Below are 17,327 nucleotides of genomic sequence, written 5' to 3'. Positions count from 1 at the left end.
ATTCTGCACGCCACCTGCCGTGTTGCTCCGGACATGGACTTCAATCAGCAGATCATCGACACCTTCCGGGCCAACGCCGGTGAGGTCAACGAGCCCATGCAGTTCGGCAAGTCGCTCGTGCTCGTGCACGTGCCGAAGAAGGACGGCGCCATCCGAATCGCGCCCCTCGCCGCGATCCACGACGACGGCGCCTGGCACATCGTCGGCTCGGCCGGCGGCTCGCCCAAGCACCCCGCCTGGGTCTACGGCCTGCGCCGCACCGAGCAGGTGGACCTCGAGATCCCGGGAGAGCCCGTCAAGAAGGTGCAGACCAAGGTCGAGGAGCTCACCGGGAACGAGCGCGACGCCATGTGGGAGCGTTTCAAGGCGTTCTCCAGCGGGTTCGCCGAGTACGAGAAGACCGCTGAGGGCCGCGCCTTCCCGATCTTCCGCCTGACGGCCTGACATGCTCGGGGAGCGGCCGGCGCCGGCCGCTCCCCACGCACCCTCGACCGCGACCCAGGGAGACCTCATCACCCGTCATCAGCGAGTACTGGTCACCGGCGCCGCGGGGCGCATCGGCCGCGGGGTCCTCGACGTGCTCGCCCGCGAGTCGGTGGCAGCCACCGCGCTCGTCCTGGAGGACCCGGGCGATCTCGGCGCGGACCGCGTGGTCGTGGGCGACGCCCGGTCACCGGAGGTGGCGGCGCGGGCGATGGAGGGGGCCGACGGCGTCATCCACCTCGCCGCCATCCCGACGCCCCTCGACGACCCGCCGGAGGTCGTCTTCGGGACCAACACCCTGTCGACCTTCACCGTGCTCGACGCGGCGGGGCGGGCCGGCGTCCGCCGCGCGGTGATCGCGAGCAGCCAGGCCGCTTCAGGCATCCCGTTCGCGGCTCACGAGCAGCACCCGGTCCACGTGCCGGTCGACGACGACACCCCGGACCAGGCCGCCGACCCGTACGCGCTGTCCAAACGGGTGGACGAGCTGACTGCGGACGCGATGGCCCGGCGCTACGGGATGCCGGTCGTCGCGCTGCGGTTCCCGTTCGTCGGCGGCATGGACGAACGGCTGCGCGACCACGCGGACGCCGTCGCCCGGGACCCTGCCCTCGGTGCGCGCAGCCTGTGGGCGTACCTGGAGACCCGGGACGCGGCGGAGGCGGCGTGGCTCGCGCTCGGGTGTCCCGCCGACGGCGCCGTCGTCATCCACGTCGCCGCGCCCGAGACGCTGGTACCCGTGCCCACCCTCGACCTGCTGAGGCGGTACCACCCGAGCACCCCGGTGCGCCGGCCGATCGAGGGACGCGCGGTGCCGTACGACCTCACGGCCGCCGAGCGGGTGCTCGGGTTCCGCGCACGGCATCACGTGGTCGGGGCCCCGTAGGCCGACGGGTCAGGCCCGCGACGGAACCGGCTCCGGGCTGCCGGCCGCCGCAGTATCCTGCTCGCCCCGCCCGGCCCGGGGACGCACCCAGCCGTTGAGCGCGGCGTGGCCACCGCCTGGTCGGTGAGACCGGCGAGCATCAGGCCCAGGACCCGCGCATTGTCGTCGTCGTCGACCTGGTGCGCGACGTCGCCGGTCAGCCCGGATGTGCCGAGGAGCAGCGGCGTCGCCCGGTCCCACAGGTTCTCGAAGAGTGCGAGCAGGGTGTCGAGCAGGGTGCTCTCCCGCACCAGCAGGGCGCCGACGACGTCGCCCGACGACGTGAGGGGCATGAGGGCGAGGCGGCGGTCGATGATGATGAGCTTGAGCGGGACGCTCTGGACGAACCACACCTCCTCCCCCGCCTCCGTGGCGTCGACGGCCTCCTCGACCGTCACCGCCTGGCTCTCGAGCATGCCCCGCTCGACGACCACGCGGTACTGCACGCCCCGTGCGGCGGCCTGGTCCTCGGCGGAGGTCTCCTAGCTGGAGGTCACGATCACCGGCGGGCGGACGAACGCGTGACCGGGACGTCCAGGGCCACGGAACGCACGTCGCGTCCACGGTGCTCGGCTCGGTCCGTCGAGAACCGCTCCGACTGCCGCGACTACCAGTGGCCGCCCAGCCTCGGGGTGCCCACCCTGCAGGGCACCGTGACGGAGCGGACCGACTACGTCTCCACCTATGACGACGTCACCTGGTACGAGGGTGTGACCCACGAGAGCGGGTGGGAGCAGCGCGGTGTCCAGCAGGCCTACGAGCCCCGGAGCACCACGGTGCGTGACTGGTTCGCACCGGTCACGGCGCCCCGGACGGGGCGACGGCTACTGGGGCCCGTGGCACGGTGGCGACTGGTTCGCGGTCAACGTCGCCGCGGCGGGCGGCCAGAACGGCCTCACCGGGTCCTTCCCCTGGGGCGAGACCCCGGTGACCTCCCGGCTCTACCAGGGAGACACCCTGGTCCGGGAGAACATCGACCAGGCCGTCCAGACGTTCGTGGCGGACCAGGCAGACGCAGCGGTCCCCGGCCACACGGGCACGCCGCTACCGCTGGTCCAGCTCGACTACGACGTCGACACCGCGCTCGACGGCACCGTTCGGGCCGGGTCCGTCGTCCCGCTCTCGGTGGCGCCGTACACGGTGCCCGGCGCACCCCGCGCGGGCTCTGTGGCCGGGGCGACGCTGGAGGTCAGCTACGACGGCGGTGCCACCTGGTCGCCGGTGAAGCTGCGCAAGGACGACGAGCGCTGGGAGGCACGCCTGCGGATCCCGCCACGCGGCGCCGACCTGGTCTCGCTCCGGGCGAGCGCCCGGGACGACGCCGGGAACAGCGTCACGCAGGAGGTGGTCTCGGCGTTCGGGATCTCCGGCGGGCGGTAGGTCTCCTGCGGCGCCGGGGAGACAGGTAGCACGCGGGCCGTCGGCTGTTACTCGCCGGCGCCCGCCGATGCGGACGGCGGCCGGGTGGTGGCCGGCGCGACGTCGCAGACCGTGCCGTCCGCGGGGAGCACCCCGTCGATCAGCGCCGCGTCCACCGCGTCGTCGATGCACGGGCCGCTGGTGCGGTAGGAGGTGTGGGCCACGCCCTCGCGGGTGAGCAGCACGGCGTCCTCCAGGCGCTCGGTCATGGTCTGGGCCCAGTGGTACGGGGAGACGTTGTCCAGGCGGCCGCCGACCACCAGGATCGGCGGGGCGCCGGCGCCCGTGAGCTCGCCGGTGAACCGGTCCTCGTTCTCGACCGGCCACAGCGCGCAGTTCAGCGCGCTGTAGGCGGCACGGCTCCCCAGGCGATCGTCGCGCGCGGTGATCCGCTTCGCCGCGGCATGGTGCTCGGACAGCTTGTCCAGTGCCGGCCAGTCGGCGCAGCGGACGCCGGTGTGCGGTTCCTGGAGCGTCGCGAAGGGACCGCCGAACGGCGCGACCGTGACCATGGAGACCAGGTAGTGCAGCGGCGTGCCGTTGCCCTGCTGCGCGGCGGCCAGGCCCGCGGTGAGCAGGGGCCAGAGGTTGCGGTTGCCCGCGGCGGCCCGCACGCTCTCGAGCGTCATGGCGCCGTCGAGCGTGCCGCCCGGTGTGAGGCCCTCGGTCGGCGGGACCTGCAGCGGCTCCGCCTCTAGCTCGGTGATCAGGGCGTCGAAGGCGGCCTCCGGGTCGCCGTCGCCGAACGGGCACACGTCCACACCCTCGGCGCGGCACGTCTCGAACCACGCGTCGAGCGTCTCCTCGTTGGACACGGCGACCTCGTCCAGGAGCCGGAGCGGGTCGTTGAGCCACAGGCTGGTGTCGACGGGGGCGTCGATCACCATCTGTCGCACCCGCTCGGGGAACAGCGTGGCGTACATCGGGCCGACCACCGTGCCGTAGGAGGCGCCGTAGAAGGTGATCTGCTCCTCACCGAGGGCCGCGCGCACCTGGTCCAGGTCGCGGGCGACGTTGTCGGTGGACAAGCTCGCCAGGAACTGGGGGCTCTGGTGGTCCAGGCAGCCCTCAGTGAAGGTCTTGGCGTCGGCGAGCAGCTTCCCGAACCGCTTCCCACCGGGAATGTTCGGGTCGCGGTCCTCGGCCGCCTGCTCCGCGCGCTGCTCGTCGGTGAGACAGCGCACGGCGCCCGACTCACCGACACCGCGCGGGTCCATGCCGACGACGTCGAACCGGGCCACGACGTCGGGCGAGAACGGGCTGGTGGCACTGTCCGGGTCGATGGACCGCACCATCTCGGTGGCCGGCACACCCGGACCGCCCGGGTTGATGAACAGGCTGCCGATGCGCTGCTCCGGGCCGGTCGCGCGGTGGCGGGTGACGGCGAGCGGGATCTGCTCGCCGGCAGGGTCGGTGTACTCCAGCGGCACCTCGACGGTGGCACAGTCGAGGTCCTGCCCGCACTCCTCCCACTCGATGGGGTCAGGGGTGGGCACATGCGTGGTCGGGACCGGGGGCTCGGCGGGGCTGCCCGCCGCGGCCGTCGCCGCGGCACCTGCCCCGCCGGCGCATCCGGTCAGGGCCAGCGCGGCGGCGGCCAGCACTGCGGCGATCCGGAGGGGGATCGGTGACGGGCGGGCTTGTCCGGGTGAGAGTGGCATGCCGCCGACGTTATGCGGGCCGCCCGGTGGGCCGGATCGGCCGAAGGGTCCGGACCTCCCGACCAAAGTCGGAGCGTCGCTCAGTCCTGGTCGGGCTGGGCGAGCCCGGCGTCGTGCACGAGCAGGGCCACCTGCACTCGGTTGTTGAGGTCGAGCTTGGCCAGGATCGCCGACACATGGGTCTTGACCGTGGTCAGGCCGAGATGGTGCCGGGCGGCGATCTCGGCGTTGGAGCGCCCGGCCCCGATCTCCACGGCGACGGCCCGCTCCCGGTCGCCGAGCGCGTCGAGCCGACGGCGGGCTGCGACCCGACGGGTGTCCTGGTCGGAGCCCGCTACCCGGGCGATGAGCCTCCGGGTCACCTCGGGCGAGAGCACGGGACGGCCTTGGGCGGCGTGCCGGATCGCTACGACGAGCTCGTCAGGCGGGGTGTCCTTGAGGAGGAACCCGGCCGCACCGGCACGGAGAGCGCGCAGCACGTGGGCGTCGGCGTCGAAGGTGGTGAGCACGATGACCTGCGGGGCGGGCGTCCGGCTCCGCAGCGTCTCGGTGGCGGTGAGCCCGTCGGTGCCGGGCATCCGGATGTCCATCAGCACGACGTCCGGGTGGTGGCGCCGGGCCAGCTCTACCGCTTCGGCGCCGTCGCTCGCCTCGGCCACCACCCGGAGGTCGGCCGCGCCGCTCAGCATCATCTTCAGCCCGAACCGGACGACCGGGTCGTCGTCGGCGAGCAGGACGTCGGTGGGTAAGGCGGGCGTGGGGTGAGTCACGGCGGCCACGGTAGACGTATCCGGACCTGCCAGCCGCCCGAGCCCGTCGGGCCGTGGTCGAGCTGCCCGCCGACGAGCCGGGCTCGCTCCCCCAGCCCACGCAGCCCCGCGCCGGAACCCTGGGGATGCGCAGGCGGATCGGTCGGTGACGCGTTGACCACCTCGGCGGTCACGTGGCCGCCCGGTCGCCCCGCGATCCGCACGACGACCGACGCGCCCGGGGCGTGCTTGCGCACGTTGGTCAGGCACTCCTGCACGACGCGGTAGAGCGTGCGGCCCTGCGTGTCCGGCAGGGTCCGGTCGCGGGTGGTGACTCCGGCGTCGTCCCGCAGCTCGACCGGCGTCCCGGCCTGGCGCGCCTCGTCGATCAGCTCGAGCACGTCCTCGACGCCTGGCAGCGGCAGCTCCCCCACGGGGGCCCGGAGCACCCCGATCACCTCGCGGAGATCCTGCAGGGCCCGGTGCGCGTTCTCGCGGACCACCTCGGCCGCCCGCGCCCTGTCCGCGGCCGACGCGTCGCGGGAGTAGGCGAGAGCGCCGGCGTGGACGCTGAGCAGCGACAGCCGGTGCCCGAGGACGTCATGCATCTCCCGCGCGAGAGCCTCACGCGCCTCGTGCTCAGAGCGTTCGGCGCGCAGCCGCGCCTCGACCTCGGCCGCGACCGCCCGCTCCCGCAACGACGTGACCAGCGCCCTGCGGTTGCGCAGGGACATGCCCCACGCGACGACGGCGAGGTGCCCCAGGCCGATGATGGTGAACACCGTGAGCGGCGGGGTCGACGGCTCGGGCCACAGCAGCTGGTACGTGCTGAGCGCCGCCAGGCTGAGGGCGCACACGACGGCCGTGGCCCGGGCCGAGCGATGCACCGCCACGGTGAACAGGGCGACGATCGCCGCCCCCGCTACGGTCTCGGAGAACGAGCTCGCGACCGGCAGCGCGATGCCGAGCACCAGCGGGAACCGGCGCCGCCACCACAGCGCGAGGCAGCCGAGCACTCCCGCGGACCGGTCCGCGAACAGGAGCCAGGCGGGTCCCGGCCAGGGCTCGTTCACCTGGAGGATCACCGCCACGAGCCCCAGCGAGGCCGCCACCAGGATCAGGACGCCGTCGGCCAGCCGGTCCCGCCCTGCCTGCCCCGGTGGCCGCGCCCGGGTGCCCGTCGATCCGCTCATCACCCCGAGCCTAGAACGACCGGACCACGAGCAGACGGCACGCGCACCTCAGGCCTGCGTCGACTCCACCGGCACGCGCTCCACGCCGTCGACCACGGGCGTCACCCGCCGCCCCAGGGCGAACGCCACGGCCACGATCCCGAGGCAGCCGGCCACCATCACGCCGATGAACCCGCCGGCCCATCCGCGCTCCAGCAGCAGGCCCGCGACCACGGGACCGGCGATGGTGCCGCCCTGGAACGCACCGGAGCCGATGGCGTTGTAGCGGCCGCGCAGGTGCGCGGGTGCCATCTCGTTCGTCAGTGCGGGCAGGGCGGACTGCATCAGGGTCTCCCCCAGCCCGAAGAAGGCGTGGAACACCAGGACGATCACGACGGCCGCCGTGCCGCCGGGCACCAGGCCGGCGAGCCCCAGCAGGAGCCACGCCACCACCCACACCACAGCCATCAGCGCGAGCGCCCGTGTGCGACGCCGGCCGCGGACCCGGTTCATCACCCAGAACTGCAGCGCCACGATCACCACCGTGTTGACCACGAACGCGAAGCCGATCGCGCGGGTCGACACCTCGGCCACCAGCCGGGCGAAGGCAGGGAAGCCGCCCTCCATCTGCCCGTAGCCCACGAAGGCCGCGAGCAGCCCGAGCGCGGAGAGCCAGAGCACCTCGGGCCGGCGCAGGATGGCGAGGTAGCCGTCCGCGGCGCCGTCGTCCACCGGCCGGTCGACCCGCCCGTGCAGGTGTCGAAGCGGCCCCGTGAGCACGAAGACGGGCACGATGAACGTCGCCGCGTTGACCAGGAACGCCATGACGAAGGTGCCGGGCCGTTCGACGTCGACCACGAGCCCGCCCACCACGCCGCCCACGCCGACGCCGAGGTTGAGCAGCGCGAAGTTCACGCCGTAGTACCGCTGCCGCAGGTCGCCCTCGACGACCGTTGCGACGAGCGCGTTGACCGACGGCCACCCGACGCCGAGCTGAACGCCGAAGAGCGCCAGCCCGAGCGCGGCCATCGCCGGGACGGTGGCGAACGCGAGCACCGCGTACCCCGCGACGGCGAAGAACAGGCCGGTGAGCATGATCCGCCGGGCCCCGTACCTGTCGACGAGCGCCCCGGCCGGACCGGTCACGAGCAGGCCGACCACGGCGATGAGCCCCATGAGCGTGCCGGACAGCCCGAGGGAGAAGCCCCGCACCTCGTGCAGGTAGATGATCGTGAACGGGAGCGTCAGGCCGCGGCCGAAGAACTGCACCACCACGGTGGACAGCAGCCAGCGGCCGTCACGGGGCAGCTCCGACCAGAAACCGAGCGCGCCGGAGCGTGGAGAGGATGTCACAGCCTGATCCTCGCCCGCGAGGTCCGGGTACGGAAAGCGGATATCGGACACTGCGGATATCGGACACTGTGGTGCGCGCGACACCGGCTGGCCGACTCGCCGTACCAGGTACGGCTCAGTCCGGACGACCAGCTTTTTCCGCGTCCTGTCCACGCTGGTGGCCGCGGCGTGCGTCGCGGTCGAAGATGCCGATGATCTCGCACGGCCCGCCCTCGGCGCCGATCGCGTGCGGGAGCATCGTGGGGAACTCCGCCGCCTGGTTGGTCTCGATCCGGAAGCGCCGGTTGCCCAGGAGCAGGGTCGCGGTACCGGAGATGACGACCAGCCATTCTCGGCCGGGATGCGCCCGCAGGCGCGACGGGCTGTCGGGCACCGGGCTGGTCATGCGCTGCCGCACCACGCTCATTCCCGGCTCGGCCTTGAGCGGCCAGCGCATCACCTCGTGCGACCCGTCGATCGTGGGGTTGGAGATCACGTCGTCGGCAGCGGTCTCGACCAGCTGGTCCAGCGACGTGTCGAGGGCACGCGCCAGGACGACGAGCTGGTCCAGCGCCAGGCGGCGCTGGCCGTTCTCGATGCGGCTGAGCGTGGACTGGCTGACCCGGGCGCGGGTCGCCAGCTCCTCCAGGGACCAGCCCTGCGCCACGCGCAGCGCACGGATGCGTTTGCGTACCAGGCTGTCCAGCTCGCCATCTTCTTGCGTCATAGGCAAGATACTATGCTCTCGCTGCAAGCCGTGGTTAGCCTCGTCGGTGTCCGGCCCTCAACCAGGGGCCGCCACGGAAAGGAACAACCCCATGCCTGCGACCAGCACCGCGTCCACCACCGGCGGACTGCCGACCGAGACCCTCGACGCCGTGGTGATCGGCGGTGGCGCCGCCGGTCTGAACGGCACGCTGATGCTCGCCCGCTCGCGCCGCTCGGTGGTCGTGATCGACAGCGGTACCCCGCGCAACGCCCCTGCCGAGGGTGTGCACGGGCTGCTCGCCCTTGACGGCACTCCCCCGGCCGAGCTGCTGGAGCGGGGCCGCGCGGAGGTCCGCCGGTACGGCGCCACGGTCATGACCGGTGAGGTGATCAAGGCCGCCCCTGCCGAGCCGTCCGCGGCCGGCGACCCGCGCTTCACCGTCACCCTGGCCGACGGCGCCACGCTGCACGCTCGCCGCCTCCTCGTCGCCACCGGCCTGCGCGACGTCCTGCCCGACGTGCCCGGCCTGGCCGAGCACTGGGGGCGCAGCGTGGTGCACTGCCCCTACTGCCACGGGTGGGAGGTGCGCGACGAGCCGATCGGCATCCTCGCCACTGGCCCGGCCTCGGTGCACCAGGCGCTGCTGTTCCGCCAGTTGACCGACGACCTCGTCTACTTCACGCGCGGCACGCAGCTCGACGACGACACCCGGGCGCGCTTTGCCGCCCGTGACATCCGCGTGGTCGAGACCGCCGTCGAGCAGGTCGTGGCGACCGACGACGGCGCCGTCGCGGGCGTGCGCCTCACGGACGGACAGCTCGTGGCCCGGCGGGTGCTCACGGTAGCGACCACCATGCTGCCGCGCACCGAAGGGCTGGAAGACCTCGGGCTGCCGACGGCGGACCTGCCCCACGGGATGGGCCGCCACATCACCACGGGCACGGCCGGTACCACCGACGTGCCGGGCGTGTGGGTGGCCGGCAACGCCAGCGACCCGTCCGCCCAGGTCGGCGCGTCAGCGGCCGCAGGGGCACTGGCCGGCGCCCACCTCAACGCCGACCTGGTCACCGCCGACACCGCGGCGGCCCTGGCGTGACCTGACCGGGCCGGGCCGGTACGACCGGGCTGAGCCCGACGGACGCCACCGGGCCCGACACCGGACGGACAAAAGCCGGTGGGCCCCACAGAACACTGTGCGGGCCCACCGGCTCGGTCAGGACATCGTTCGCGACGGTCAGTCGCAGGCGTCGCACCGACCGGTCGCGGGCAGCTGCATGTAGCAGCCGGGGCAGCTCGCCGGAGCGGCGTCGGGCGCATGCGCGAAGGTGTTGGTCTGCGTTCCCGAGAACCCGGCCATCAGGACGCGCTTGTACCCGCCGCCGTCCTGATGGACGTCGACGAAGCCCTTGTTGAAGTAGGCGGTCACCTCGTGCCCCGCGCCGGGCGACACCGCGACGTACGAGCGCGACGACGGGATCCAGATCCGGCTCTTGTCGAGCCCCTCGGCGATCTCGCGCATGGCCGGCCGGTGCGCCAGCGGGATCGGCAACGCCTCGAGCGCGGCCTCGAACGAGTCGAAGTCATCGGGGCCTGCGCCGGCGAGCGCCACGAGGCACGTCTTGCACACCTTGAACTTCTGCCTGTCGAGCTCGGTCGCGGGCTGCAGGGAAGCCAGGCGGTCCGCGGTCAGGTGCGTGCAGTTCCTGCCGTGCAGGACCTTGCCGTAGGGGACCCGGAAGAGTAGTTCTACCGGGATCTTCGCTCCTGCCACCGCAGGGGTCTCGCTGGACGTAGTCACCTACCCAGTATCGCCCCTGAAAGTCGCCTGTGGGGACACCAGTTTTCAGCCGTTCCCGGCGCGGCCCCGCCGTCCGTGCGAACCGTGCGTCACGCGAGTCCGGGGGCGACCACCCGATTCTTGGCCGCGCCACCGGTTTCCACCGTGCCCCTGTCCGAGGTGGGCAGGTCGGCCGAGGCCAGGAGAGCGAGCTTGTCGGCGTCGCTGGACCCGGCGTCAGGGTGGAACACGACGAGCATGAGCCCCTCGGCTCCACCGATCTCCAGCCGTTCCCGGTTGAGGGTGAGCTCCCCGACCTGCGGGTGGTCGAACCGGATCGGCGTCCCGCGCTGCCCCCGCACCTCATGGCGGGCCCACAGCTGGCGAAATCGTGGGCTGGCCAGGGACAGCTCTTCGGTGAGCTCGATGAGGCGAGGATCGTCGACGGCATTGCCCACGACCTGCCGCAGGTTCGCCACGAAGCACTCGGTGACGTCCCGCCAGTCCGGGTGGAGGTTCTGCTGGTCCTCGTCCAGGAACAGGTCTCTCAGCTGGTTGCCGCCTACGGCGAGGCCAGGAGAGAGCGCTCGGGCGAGACTGTTCGAGGCCAGGACGTCGAAGTACGGCCCTTCGATGATGGCGGGCTGGACCAGGGAGTCCAGCAGCTTGAGCGCCCCGGGCGGTGGGGTCTCCTCGCGCGGTCGACGTCCGCGCTGCCGGGGCGCCTCTGCGACCAGCGTCTGCAGGTGCGCCACGTGGGCGTCGTCGAGCTGGAGCACGCGGGCGAGCGACTCGAGGACCTGCCCGGACGGGTTGCGGTCGCGACCCCGCTCCAGCCGGAGGTAGTAGTCGGCGCTGATGCCGGCCAGCATGGCGACCTCCTCGCGCCGCAGCCCTGGCACCCGCCGCACACCGCCGTCGGGGATGCCCGCCTGCGCAGGGGTCACCAGCTCGCGCCGAGCGCGCAGGTACGTGCCAAGGGCGTTGGTCGACCCGCTCATGCGATCTGCCCGCCGTTCTGCGAGGCGGACAGAGGGGGCCCTGTCACACCCCGGGCTCGAGAGGGCTCTGGTCCGGAGAAGTGGCCGCGCATAGCGTCTGCAACGGCTCGCTGGGGCCACATATTTCGTGAAGGAGAGACATGACCATCGCACTGATCACCGGGGCCAACAAGGGCATCGGCTACGAGACGGCCAAGCAGCTTCTGGCACTGGGGCACGTCGTCTACCTCGGCGCGCGCGACATCGAGCGCGGCGAGAAGGCCGCGGCCGAGCTCGGTGCGCGGTTCGTGCAGCTCGACGTGACCGACGACGCCTCGGTCACCGGCGCGCTGGCGGCCATCGGTTCCGCCGAGGGCCGGCTCGACGTGCTGGTGCACAACGCGGGGATCCTGGCGAACGGCGCCGTGGACGGCCCCGCGGCTCTGCACGCCTTCGACACCAACGCCGTGGGCATCGTGCGCGTCACGGAGGCGGCGCTCCCGCTGCTGCGCGAGTCCTCGAACCCCAACGTCGTGACCATCTCGAGCAGCCTCGGGTCGTTCTGGGCGGTGACCAACCCCGGCCGGCCGGAGTCCCAGATGCCGCTCGCGCTCTACGCGGCGTCCAAGGCGGCAGCCACCATGCTGACGGTCCAGTACGCGAAGTCCCAGCCGGGCATCAGGTTCAACGCCCTCGAGCCCGGCACCACGGCCACCGACATGACGGCGGCCTTCGGGATCGGCAGGGCACCCGAGGAGAGCGCCCGCGTCGTCGTGCGGCTGGCCACGCTCGATGCGGACGGCCCGACCGGGACTCTCCAGGACGAGAACGGCACGCTGCCCTGGTAGCTGCCCACCGGACCATGTCGTCGGCGATACCGTGTCGCCATTGGCATCAACGAGCGGCGGGCGGAAAGCATGGCGAGACAGCCGAGCATCGACCGGGTGCGGCGGCACTGGGACCGGCAGTCGGCGGGGTACGACCAGAAGATGGACCGCGCCGAGCGGCTGTTCGGCGACACCCGCGACTGGGTGTGCCGGCAGGCCACCGGCCAGGTCCTGGAGGTCGCGGTCGGGACGGGCCTGAACCTCGGCCGGTATCCCGCCGACGTCACGCTGACCGGCATGGACCTGAGCCCCGCCATGCTCGCCGGTGCGCGCGAACGTGCCGCCGAGCTCGGCCGCGAGGTCGATCTCCGGGTCGGCGACGCCCAGCGGCTCGAGTTCGCCGAGGCCTCCTTCGACACGGTGGTCTGCACCTTCGGGCTGTGCGCAGTGCCCGACGACCGCGGCGCCGTCGACGAGATGGTACGCGTGCTCCGGCCGGGCGGCCTGCTGCTGCTCGCCGACCACGTGGTCAGCACGTCGCCGGTGATCCGGATGCTGCAGGCCGCGGCAGAGCTGTACAGCGTGCGGTTCGAGAACGAGCACTTCCGCCGTCGGCCGATCCAGCACGTCCGGGCCGCAGGGCTCGACATCGAGCGGCACGACCGGTTCACGAAGGGGATCGTCGAGCGTCTCGCGGCCCGCAAGCCGAGTTGACCTCATGTCGACCTGAAGTCGCATCCTGAAGGGGCACACGACAGCCCGACGGGATGAGGACACGAGGACACATGAACGACGCACAGCACTGGGACGAGCGGTACAGCAGCCGGGACCGGCTCTTCAGCGGAAACCCGAACGGCGTGCTCGTCACCGAGGTGGCCGGCCTGCCGCCGGGGCGGGCTCTCGATGTCGGCTGTGGCGAGGGCGGCGACACGCTCTGGCTGGCCGGGCAGGGGTGGCAGGTGACGGCTGCCGACATCTCCCAGGTCGCGCTGGACCGTGGCGCGGCCGCAGCCGCCGGAGCGGGACTCGCCGGGCTGGTGACGTGGCAGCAGGCCGACCTGACCGCCACGCCGCCGCCCGACGGCCCCTTCGACCTGGTCTCCCTCCAGTACTTCCCGCTCCCGACCCGGTCGGGCCGCGCGGCGCTGCACCGGCTCCTGGACGTGGTGGCGCCCGGCGGCACCCTGCTCGTCGGCAGCCACGACATGTCCGACCTGGCCACGTACCGGCACCCGGACTTCGACCCCGCCGACTACTACGCGCCCGACGACATCGCGCAGCTCCTCGGCGACGACTGGACCGTCCAGGTCAACGAGAGCAGGCTCCGCACCACCGCTCCGCCCGAGGGCACGCACCACGTCCACGACACCGTCCTGCACGCCAGGCGCCTACGGTAACGGGCAGGCACCCCGGGCCCGCCGACGTCGGCTCACGCCGCCGTCAGCGCCGCCAGCGCTCGGCCCATCGCCGCGTTGAACTCCTCCGGCGCGAGCGGCAGCCGCGCCTTGACGTCACGGCTCCACTGGTCGGCGAGCACCTCGGCGGCGCCGTGCTCGACGCCGTCGAGCACGGCGTCGGCCAGCTCGGTCGGCGTGATCTTCGCGACCGGCCACCCTGCCGCCATGTCGGTGTCCGCGAGGCCCAGGTGGACGCCCGTCACGAGGGTGCCCTGCTCGGCGAGCTCGAGGCGCACGCCGTTGGTCATGGCCCACGCCGCGCCCTTGGTCAGGTGATAGCTGGTGCCGCCGTGGGTCCCGAACCACGACATGGCGGAGAGGACGTTCACGATCGCGCCTCCGCCGTTCGTGGCGAGGGCCGGGGCGAACTCCCGGATCATCGTCAGACCACCGAACAGGTTGGTCTCCAGCTCGTCGCGCAGGCGGTCGAGCGAGCCGGTCACCAGGTCGGTCGCCGTCTGGATGCCTGCGTTGTTGACGAGCAGCGAGACGTCGGGGGCCGCCTCGGCCGCCGCGTGCACCGACGCGGGGTCGGTGATGTCGAGGGCGAGCACCTCCACCCCTGCCAGATCGACGGCCTCGGGCCGGCGGGCCGTCGCGTAGACCTTGCGCGCACCCCGTTCGAGCAGGCGCTGGGCGATGGCGCGACCGAGCCCGCGGTTGGCTCCGGTGACAAGGGCAACTGAGTTGTTGATGTCCATGTCCGGTACGCTAAGACCTGACGCTGACGTCAGAGGCAAGTATCAGTTTTCGAGCCGGCAAGCAGCCGGCAACCAGGGAGCCCGCATGCCCGTCACCGAGGTGGCCACCGAGCCGCTGATCCGTATCGGCGAGGTCGCCCGCGGCGCCGGCGTCTCGGTGCGCGCCGTGCGGTACTACGAGCAGCAGGGGCTGCTCGCGGCCGAGCGCAGCCCGTCCGGCCAGCGCCTGTACGCGCACGAGGCGATCGAGCGGGTGCGCTTCTTCCAGCAGATGTACGCCGCAGGCCTGAACAGCAGGAGCATCGCGGAGCTCATGCCGTGCTGGGACTCCGGGCACACCGACGCCGAGCAGCGCGCCATGCTGCGCGCCGAGCGCGACCGCATCCAGGCCAAGGTCGACGACCTCCAGACCGCCCTTGGCCGCCTCGACGAGGTCATCGAGATCAGCGGCACCCACCCGTAGCCGGACCAGACCTACGGCCGGCCGACCCGCTCCCCGTCGACGTAGAACTCCAGGTCGGCGCTCTTCTCCGGCCAGAAGCAGACCAGCCCCGCCACCCGCAGCGCCTCGCGCAGCGGAGTGTCGTAGCCCCAGACCACGTCGGTCAGCTCGACCTCCCCGGCGTTCAGGGTCCAGTACGAGGCCGAACCCTTGTACGGGCAGTGGCTCACGGTGTCGGTGGGCGTCAGCAGGTCCATCCGGACGTCGGCGCGCGGCAGGTAGTAGCGCGGGCCCAGGCCTGTCTCGGTCAGCACGACCGGCCGGTGCGACTCGGCGACCACCTCTCCCCCTGCCACCACGCGCACGTGCCGGCTCGACGGCAGTGCGTCGATCCGCACGTACGGGCTGCGCGGGTGGGTGTGGAGCACCTCGTCCTCCTCGAGCCAGGTGTCGAAGGCCGACCAGGTGAGGGTGAACGAGTCGCGCATCGCCTCGGCGGGCGCCTCGCGGTAGCGCCGGGCGGCGCCCTCCAGCACGCGGCCGCCCACGACGACATCGAACACCTCGCTGGGACCGAGCGACCTGGACCGTCGGCCCTGCCCGGCTGGACGCAGCTCGGCCTCGAGGTCGCCTGGCGCGAAGAAGTACCGGGGAGAATACGGGTTCTCCCAGACCAGCAGCGCACCGTCCGCGTCTGCGACGAGCTCGCCGGCACTGTAGGCACGGATCCTCGTCTGGCCGAGCCTGGCCGTGCCAGGCGGGATCACGAACGGGTTCTCGACGATCTCAGGCATCTGGGTCACCTCTCGTTGCGGGCCGCGACCAGGACCACGCTACCCACGGCCCCGGACGTCTCACCCGTCGACAACCAGGTGAGCGGCCGAGGTTGTTCCTCGCCCGGGACGACGGTCGCACCGCGCGTCCCGGGCGGGAGACCGTCAGGCGTCGAGGACGACGGCGATGACCATCGGTTCCCGTCGCGAGCTGCGGGCCAGCGACCGTGCGACCGCCTTGGCGATGATCTCTTCGAGCTGCTCACCCGAGGTGGTCTTGTTCCGGGTCGCGTCGGCCAGCGCCTTCTCGACTGCGCGCGAGGCGTTGTCGAGGCTGTCCTGGCCGTGCACGGAGCCGCGGTGGAGGTACTCGAGCGGCTCGGCGAGCTCTGCCGTGCCCGACTTGAGGAAGGCCAGCACGGTCAGGACGCCGGCCGCGCTGAGCTGGCGCCGGTCGGCCAGGGTGTTCTCGGTGACGTGGCCGACGGTCTGGCCGTCGACGAAGACCAGGTCGTGCTCCACCTGTCCCACGATGCGCGCGACGCCGTCGACCAGGTCGACCACGACGCCGTCGCGGGTGATCAGGACGTTGTCCGCGGGGACACCGGTGCGCTCGGCGAGGGCGCCGTTGGCACGCAGGTGCTTGGGCTCGCCGTGGACCGGCATGACGTTGCGCGGGCGCAGGATGTTGTAGCAGTAGACGAGCTCGCCGGCGCTGGCGTGCCCGGACACGTGGACGCGCGCGTTGCCCTTGTGCACGACGTTGGCGCCCAGGTCGGTGAGCTTGTTGATGATGCCGTAGATCGCGCTCTCGTTGCCCGGGATCAGGGAGCTGGCCAGCAGGACGGTGTCGCCGTCGCTGACGCGGACCTCGTGCGTCTCGTTGGCCATCCGGGCCAGCGCCGCCATGGGCTCGCCCTGGGAGCCGGTGCAGATGAGCGTCACCTTGTTCGGGGCGAGGTTGCGCGTCTTGGCGTAGTCGATCACGAGCCCGCGCGGGACGGTGAGGTAGCCGAGCTCACGCGCGATGCGCATGTTGCGCACCATGGACCGCCCGACGAACGCGACCTTGCGCCCGTGGGCGTGCGACGCGTCGAGCGTCTGCTGGATGCGGTGGACGTGGCTGGCGAAGCTGGAGACGATGACCCGCCCCGGGGTCGTGGCGAAGACCTGGTCGATCGCCGAGGTCAGCTCCGTCTCGGAGATGTTGAAGCCGGGGATCTCGGCGTTGGTGGAGTCCACCAGCAGCAGGTCGAGGCCTTCCTCGCCCAGGCGGCCGAAGGCGCGCAGGTCGGTCAGGCGCCCGTCGAGCGGGAACTGGTCCATCCGGAAGTCGCCGGTGTGCAGCACCAGTCCTGCGGCGGTCCGGATCGCGACGGCGAGCCCGTCGGGGATCGAGTGGTTGACGGCGATGAACTCGAGCGAGAACGGACCCGTCGTGTGCCGGTCGCCGGCCTCGACCCGCGCGAGCACTGGCTTGATGCCGTGCTCGACCAGCTTCGCGGACAGGAACGCCAGCGTCAGCTCTGACCCCACGACGGGGATGTCCGGGCGCTGCTTGAGCAGGTAGGGCACCCCGCCGATGTGGTCCTCGTGCCCGTGCGTGAGCACGATGGCCTCGATGTCGTCGAGGCGGCCCTCGATGCTCGTGAAGTCGGGCAGGATGACGTCGATCCCCGGCTGGGTGTCCTCAGGGAAGAGGACCCCGCAGTCGACGACGAGCAGCTTGCCCTCGTGCTCGAAGACGGTCATGTTTCGGCCGATCTCGCCGATGCCGCCGAGCGGGGTGATGCGCAGGCCCTGCCGCGGGGCGGCGGGCGGGCGGGCGAGGTCTCGTGGTGCGGTATGCATAGATGTCCCTCCGGAACAGGTTAGCTGCAAAGGCCCGGCCCCTCCTGGCGTGGGACAGCCGCCAGGAGG

General features: G+C 72.3%; 19 protein-coding genes. 8 read left to right on the top strand and 11 right to left on the bottom strand.

The features are described from left to right. Positions 1-33 precede the first annotated feature (33 nt). Together APR04_RS11380 and APR04_RS11375 are read left to right on the top strand one after the other, a co-directional pair. Positions 34-444 (top strand): nitroreductase/quinone reductase family protein, encoded by a 411-nt coding sequence (locus tag APR04_RS11380; protein ID WP_253870283.1) that lies wholly within the window; start codon positions 34-36, stop codon positions 442-444. A 1-nt stretch (position 445) separates the two neighbouring features. Beyond that, positions 446-1,369 (top strand): NAD-dependent epimerase/dehydratase family protein, encoded by a 924-nt coding sequence (locus APR04_RS11375; RefSeq protein WP_253870280.1) that lies wholly within the window; start codon positions 446-448, stop codon positions 1,367-1,369. Here the strand turns inward: APR04_RS11375 and APR04_RS11370 are convergent. Further along, a complete protein-coding gene (locus APR04_RS11370; protein WP_253870277.1) occupies positions 1,348-1,824 on the bottom strand; it encodes a hypothetical protein in 477 nt (158 codons plus the stop codon). The genes APR04_RS11375 and APR04_RS11370 overlap by 22 nt on opposite strands. Positions 1,825-2,188: 364 nt before the next feature. Here APR04_RS11370 and APR04_RS11365 point away from each other — a divergent pair, with 364 nt between their 5' ends. Continuing rightward, entirely contained in the window at positions 2,189-2,788 is a 600-nt protein-coding gene (locus APR04_RS11365) for a hypothetical protein (protein WP_253870275.1), read from the top strand. 47 nt (positions 2,789-2,835) lie between these two features. Here the strand turns inward: APR04_RS11365 and APR04_RS11360 are convergent, their stop codons facing one another. The 5 genes from APR04_RS11360 to APR04_RS11340 form a co-directional block, all read right to left on the bottom strand. Continuing rightward, positions 2,836-4,488: an alpha/beta hydrolase gene (locus APR04_RS11360; RefSeq protein WP_253870273.1), complete on the bottom strand. Its 1,653-nt coding sequence runs from the start codon at positions 4,486-4,488 to the stop codon at positions 2,836-2,838. An 80-nt stretch (positions 4,489-4,568) separates the two neighbouring features. After that, positions 4,569-5,258, bottom strand: a complete 690-nt coding sequence (locus tag APR04_RS11355; protein ID WP_308292343.1) for a response regulator transcription factor — start codon at positions 5,256-5,258, stop codon at positions 4,569-4,571. Then, positions 5,255-6,430, bottom strand: a complete 1,176-nt coding sequence (locus APR04_RS11350; RefSeq protein WP_253870271.1) for a sensor histidine kinase — start codon at positions 6,428-6,430, stop codon at positions 5,255-5,257. The genes APR04_RS11355 and APR04_RS11350 overlap by 4 nt, the downstream gene beginning before the upstream one ends. A 48-nt stretch (positions 6,431-6,478) precedes the next feature. After that, the gene (locus tag APR04_RS11345; RefSeq protein WP_253870269.1) at positions 6,479-7,762 is read right to left on the bottom strand and encodes an MFS transporter; all 1,284 of its coding nucleotides are present in this window, start codon (positions 7,760-7,762) and stop codon (positions 6,479-6,481) included. Between the two features lie 115 nt (positions 7,763-7,877). After that, positions 7,878-8,468 carry a helix-turn-helix domain-containing protein gene (locus APR04_RS11340; protein WP_253870267.1) on the bottom strand — a complete coding sequence of 197 codons (591 nt, stop codon included), beginning with the start codon at positions 8,466-8,468 and terminating at the stop codon, positions 7,878-7,880. Positions 8,469-8,559: 91 nt separating this feature from the next. Here APR04_RS11340 and APR04_RS11335 point away from each other — a divergent pair, with 91 nt between their 5' ends. Then, positions 8,560-9,546, top strand: a complete 987-nt coding sequence (locus APR04_RS11335; protein WP_253870265.1) for an NAD(P)/FAD-dependent oxidoreductase — start codon at positions 8,560-8,562, stop codon at positions 9,544-9,546. A gap of 138 nt (positions 9,547-9,684) precedes the next feature. On the opposite strand, the gene APR04_RS11330 is transcribed toward APR04_RS11335, so the two are convergent. Together APR04_RS11330 and APR04_RS11325 are read right to left on the bottom strand one after the other, a co-directional pair. Beyond that, positions 9,685-10,248 (bottom strand): hypothetical protein, encoded by a 564-nt coding sequence (locus tag APR04_RS11330; protein ID WP_253870263.1) that lies wholly within the window; start codon positions 10,246-10,248, stop codon positions 9,685-9,687. A gap of 89 nt (positions 10,249-10,337) precedes the next feature. Then, on the bottom strand, positions 10,338-11,228 hold the full coding sequence (locus APR04_RS11325) for a helix-turn-helix transcriptional regulator (RefSeq protein WP_253870261.1): 891 nt from the start codon (positions 11,226-11,228) through the stop codon (positions 10,338-10,340). Positions 11,229-11,368: 140 nt separating this feature from the next. On the opposite strand from APR04_RS11325, the gene APR04_RS11320 reads away from it, so the two are divergent. From APR04_RS11320 to APR04_RS11310, 3 genes are all read left to right on the top strand, one after another. Next, entirely contained in the window at positions 11,369-12,055 is a 687-nt protein-coding gene (locus tag APR04_RS11320; RefSeq protein WP_253870259.1) for an SDR family NAD(P)-dependent oxidoreductase, read from the top strand. Positions 12,056-12,124: 69 nt separating this feature from the next. Then, positions 12,125-12,748: a class I SAM-dependent methyltransferase gene (locus tag APR04_RS11315; protein WP_253870256.1), complete on the top strand. Its 624-nt coding sequence runs from the start codon at positions 12,125-12,127 to the stop codon at positions 12,746-12,748. 71 nt (positions 12,749-12,819) lie between these two features. After that, on the top strand, positions 12,820-13,431 hold the full coding sequence (locus APR04_RS11310; RefSeq protein WP_253870253.1) for a class I SAM-dependent methyltransferase: 612 nt from the start codon (positions 12,820-12,822) through the stop codon (positions 13,429-13,431). Positions 13,432-13,463: 32 nt separating this feature from the next. On the opposite strand, the gene APR04_RS11305 is transcribed toward APR04_RS11310, so the two are convergent. Continuing rightward, complete coding sequence (locus APR04_RS11305; RefSeq protein WP_253870252.1) at positions 13,464-14,192, bottom strand: SDR family oxidoreductase; 729 nt, start codon at positions 14,190-14,192, stop codon at positions 13,464-13,466. Between the two features lie 85 nt (positions 14,193-14,277). Between APR04_RS11305 and APR04_RS11300 the strand changes: the two genes are divergently transcribed. Beyond that, complete coding sequence (locus tag APR04_RS11300; RefSeq protein WP_253870250.1) at positions 14,278-14,655, top strand: MerR family transcriptional regulator; 378 nt, start codon at positions 14,278-14,280, stop codon at positions 14,653-14,655. 11 nt (positions 14,656-14,666) lie between these two features. Here the strand turns inward: APR04_RS11300 and APR04_RS11295 are convergent, their stop codons facing one another. Next, positions 14,667-15,428, bottom strand: coding sequence for a DUF427 domain-containing protein (locus APR04_RS11295; protein WP_253870248.1), 762 nt, complete (start codon positions 15,426-15,428; stop codon positions 14,667-14,669). Between the two features lie 144 nt (positions 15,429-15,572). Then, on the bottom strand, positions 15,573-17,258 hold the full coding sequence (locus tag APR04_RS11290; RefSeq protein ID WP_253870246.1) for a ribonuclease J: 1,686 nt from the start codon (positions 17,256-17,258) through the stop codon (positions 15,573-15,575). Positions 17,259-17,327 lie beyond the last annotated feature (69 nt).

The sequence above is a fragment of the Promicromonospora umidemergens genome (assembly GCF_024171995.1).
Taxonomy (GTDB): domain Bacteria; phylum Actinomycetota; class Actinomycetes; order Actinomycetales; family Cellulomonadaceae; genus Promicromonospora; species Promicromonospora umidemergens.
This window is presented reverse-complemented; position numbering and strand designations above follow the sequence as displayed.

Excerpts from the sequence above, each read along its gene's own strand:
- APR04_RS11340 (WP_253870267.1), bottom strand. The coding sequence starts at position 8,468 with ATGACGCAAGAAGATGGCGAGCTGGACAGCCTGGTACGCAAACGCATC.
- APR04_RS11320 (WP_253870259.1), top strand. The coding sequence starts at position 11,369 with ATGACCATCGCACTGATCACCGGGGCCAACAAGGGCATCGGCTACGAG.
- APR04_RS11350 (WP_253870271.1), bottom strand. The coding sequence starts at position 6,430 with ATGAGCGGATCGACGGGCACCCGGGCGCGGCCACCGGGGCAGGCAGGG.
- APR04_RS11370 (WP_253870277.1), bottom strand. The coding sequence starts at position 1,824 with ATGCTCGAGAGCCAGGCGGTGACGGTCGAGGAGGCCGTCGACGCCACG.
- APR04_RS11325 (WP_253870261.1), bottom strand. The coding sequence starts at position 11,228 with ATGAGCGGGTCGACCAACGCCCTTGGCACGTACCTGCGCGCTCGGCGC.
- APR04_RS11310 (WP_253870253.1), top strand. The coding sequence starts at position 12,820 with ATGAACGACGCACAGCACTGGGACGAGCGGTACAGCAGCCGGGACCGG.
- APR04_RS11305 (WP_253870252.1), bottom strand. The coding sequence starts at position 14,192 with ATGGACATCAACAACTCAGTTGCCCTTGTCACCGGAGCCAACCGCGGG.
- APR04_RS11380 (WP_253870283.1), top strand. The coding sequence starts at position 34 with ATGGACTTCAATCAGCAGATCATCGACACCTTCCGGGCCAACGCCGGT.
- APR04_RS11290 (WP_253870246.1), bottom strand. The coding sequence starts at position 17,258 with ATGCATACCGCACCACGAGACCTCGCCCGCCCGCCCGCCGCCCCGCGG.
- APR04_RS11335 (WP_253870265.1), top strand. The coding sequence starts at position 8,560 with ATGCCTGCGACCAGCACCGCGTCCACCACCGGCGGACTGCCGACCGAG.
- APR04_RS11295 (WP_253870248.1), bottom strand. The coding sequence starts at position 15,428 with ATGCCTGAGATCGTCGAGAACCCGTTCGTGATCCCGCCTGGCACGGCC.
- APR04_RS11300 (WP_253870250.1), top strand. The coding sequence starts at position 14,278 with ATGCCCGTCACCGAGGTGGCCACCGAGCCGCTGATCCGTATCGGCGAG.
- APR04_RS11315 (WP_253870256.1), top strand. The coding sequence starts at position 12,125 with ATGGCGAGACAGCCGAGCATCGACCGGGTGCGGCGGCACTGGGACCGG.
- APR04_RS11375 (WP_253870280.1), top strand. The coding sequence starts at position 446 with ATGCTCGGGGAGCGGCCGGCGCCGGCCGCTCCCCACGCACCCTCGACC.
- APR04_RS11360 (WP_253870273.1), bottom strand. The coding sequence starts at position 4,488 with ATGCCACTCTCACCCGGACAAGCCCGCCCGTCACCGATCCCCCTCCGG.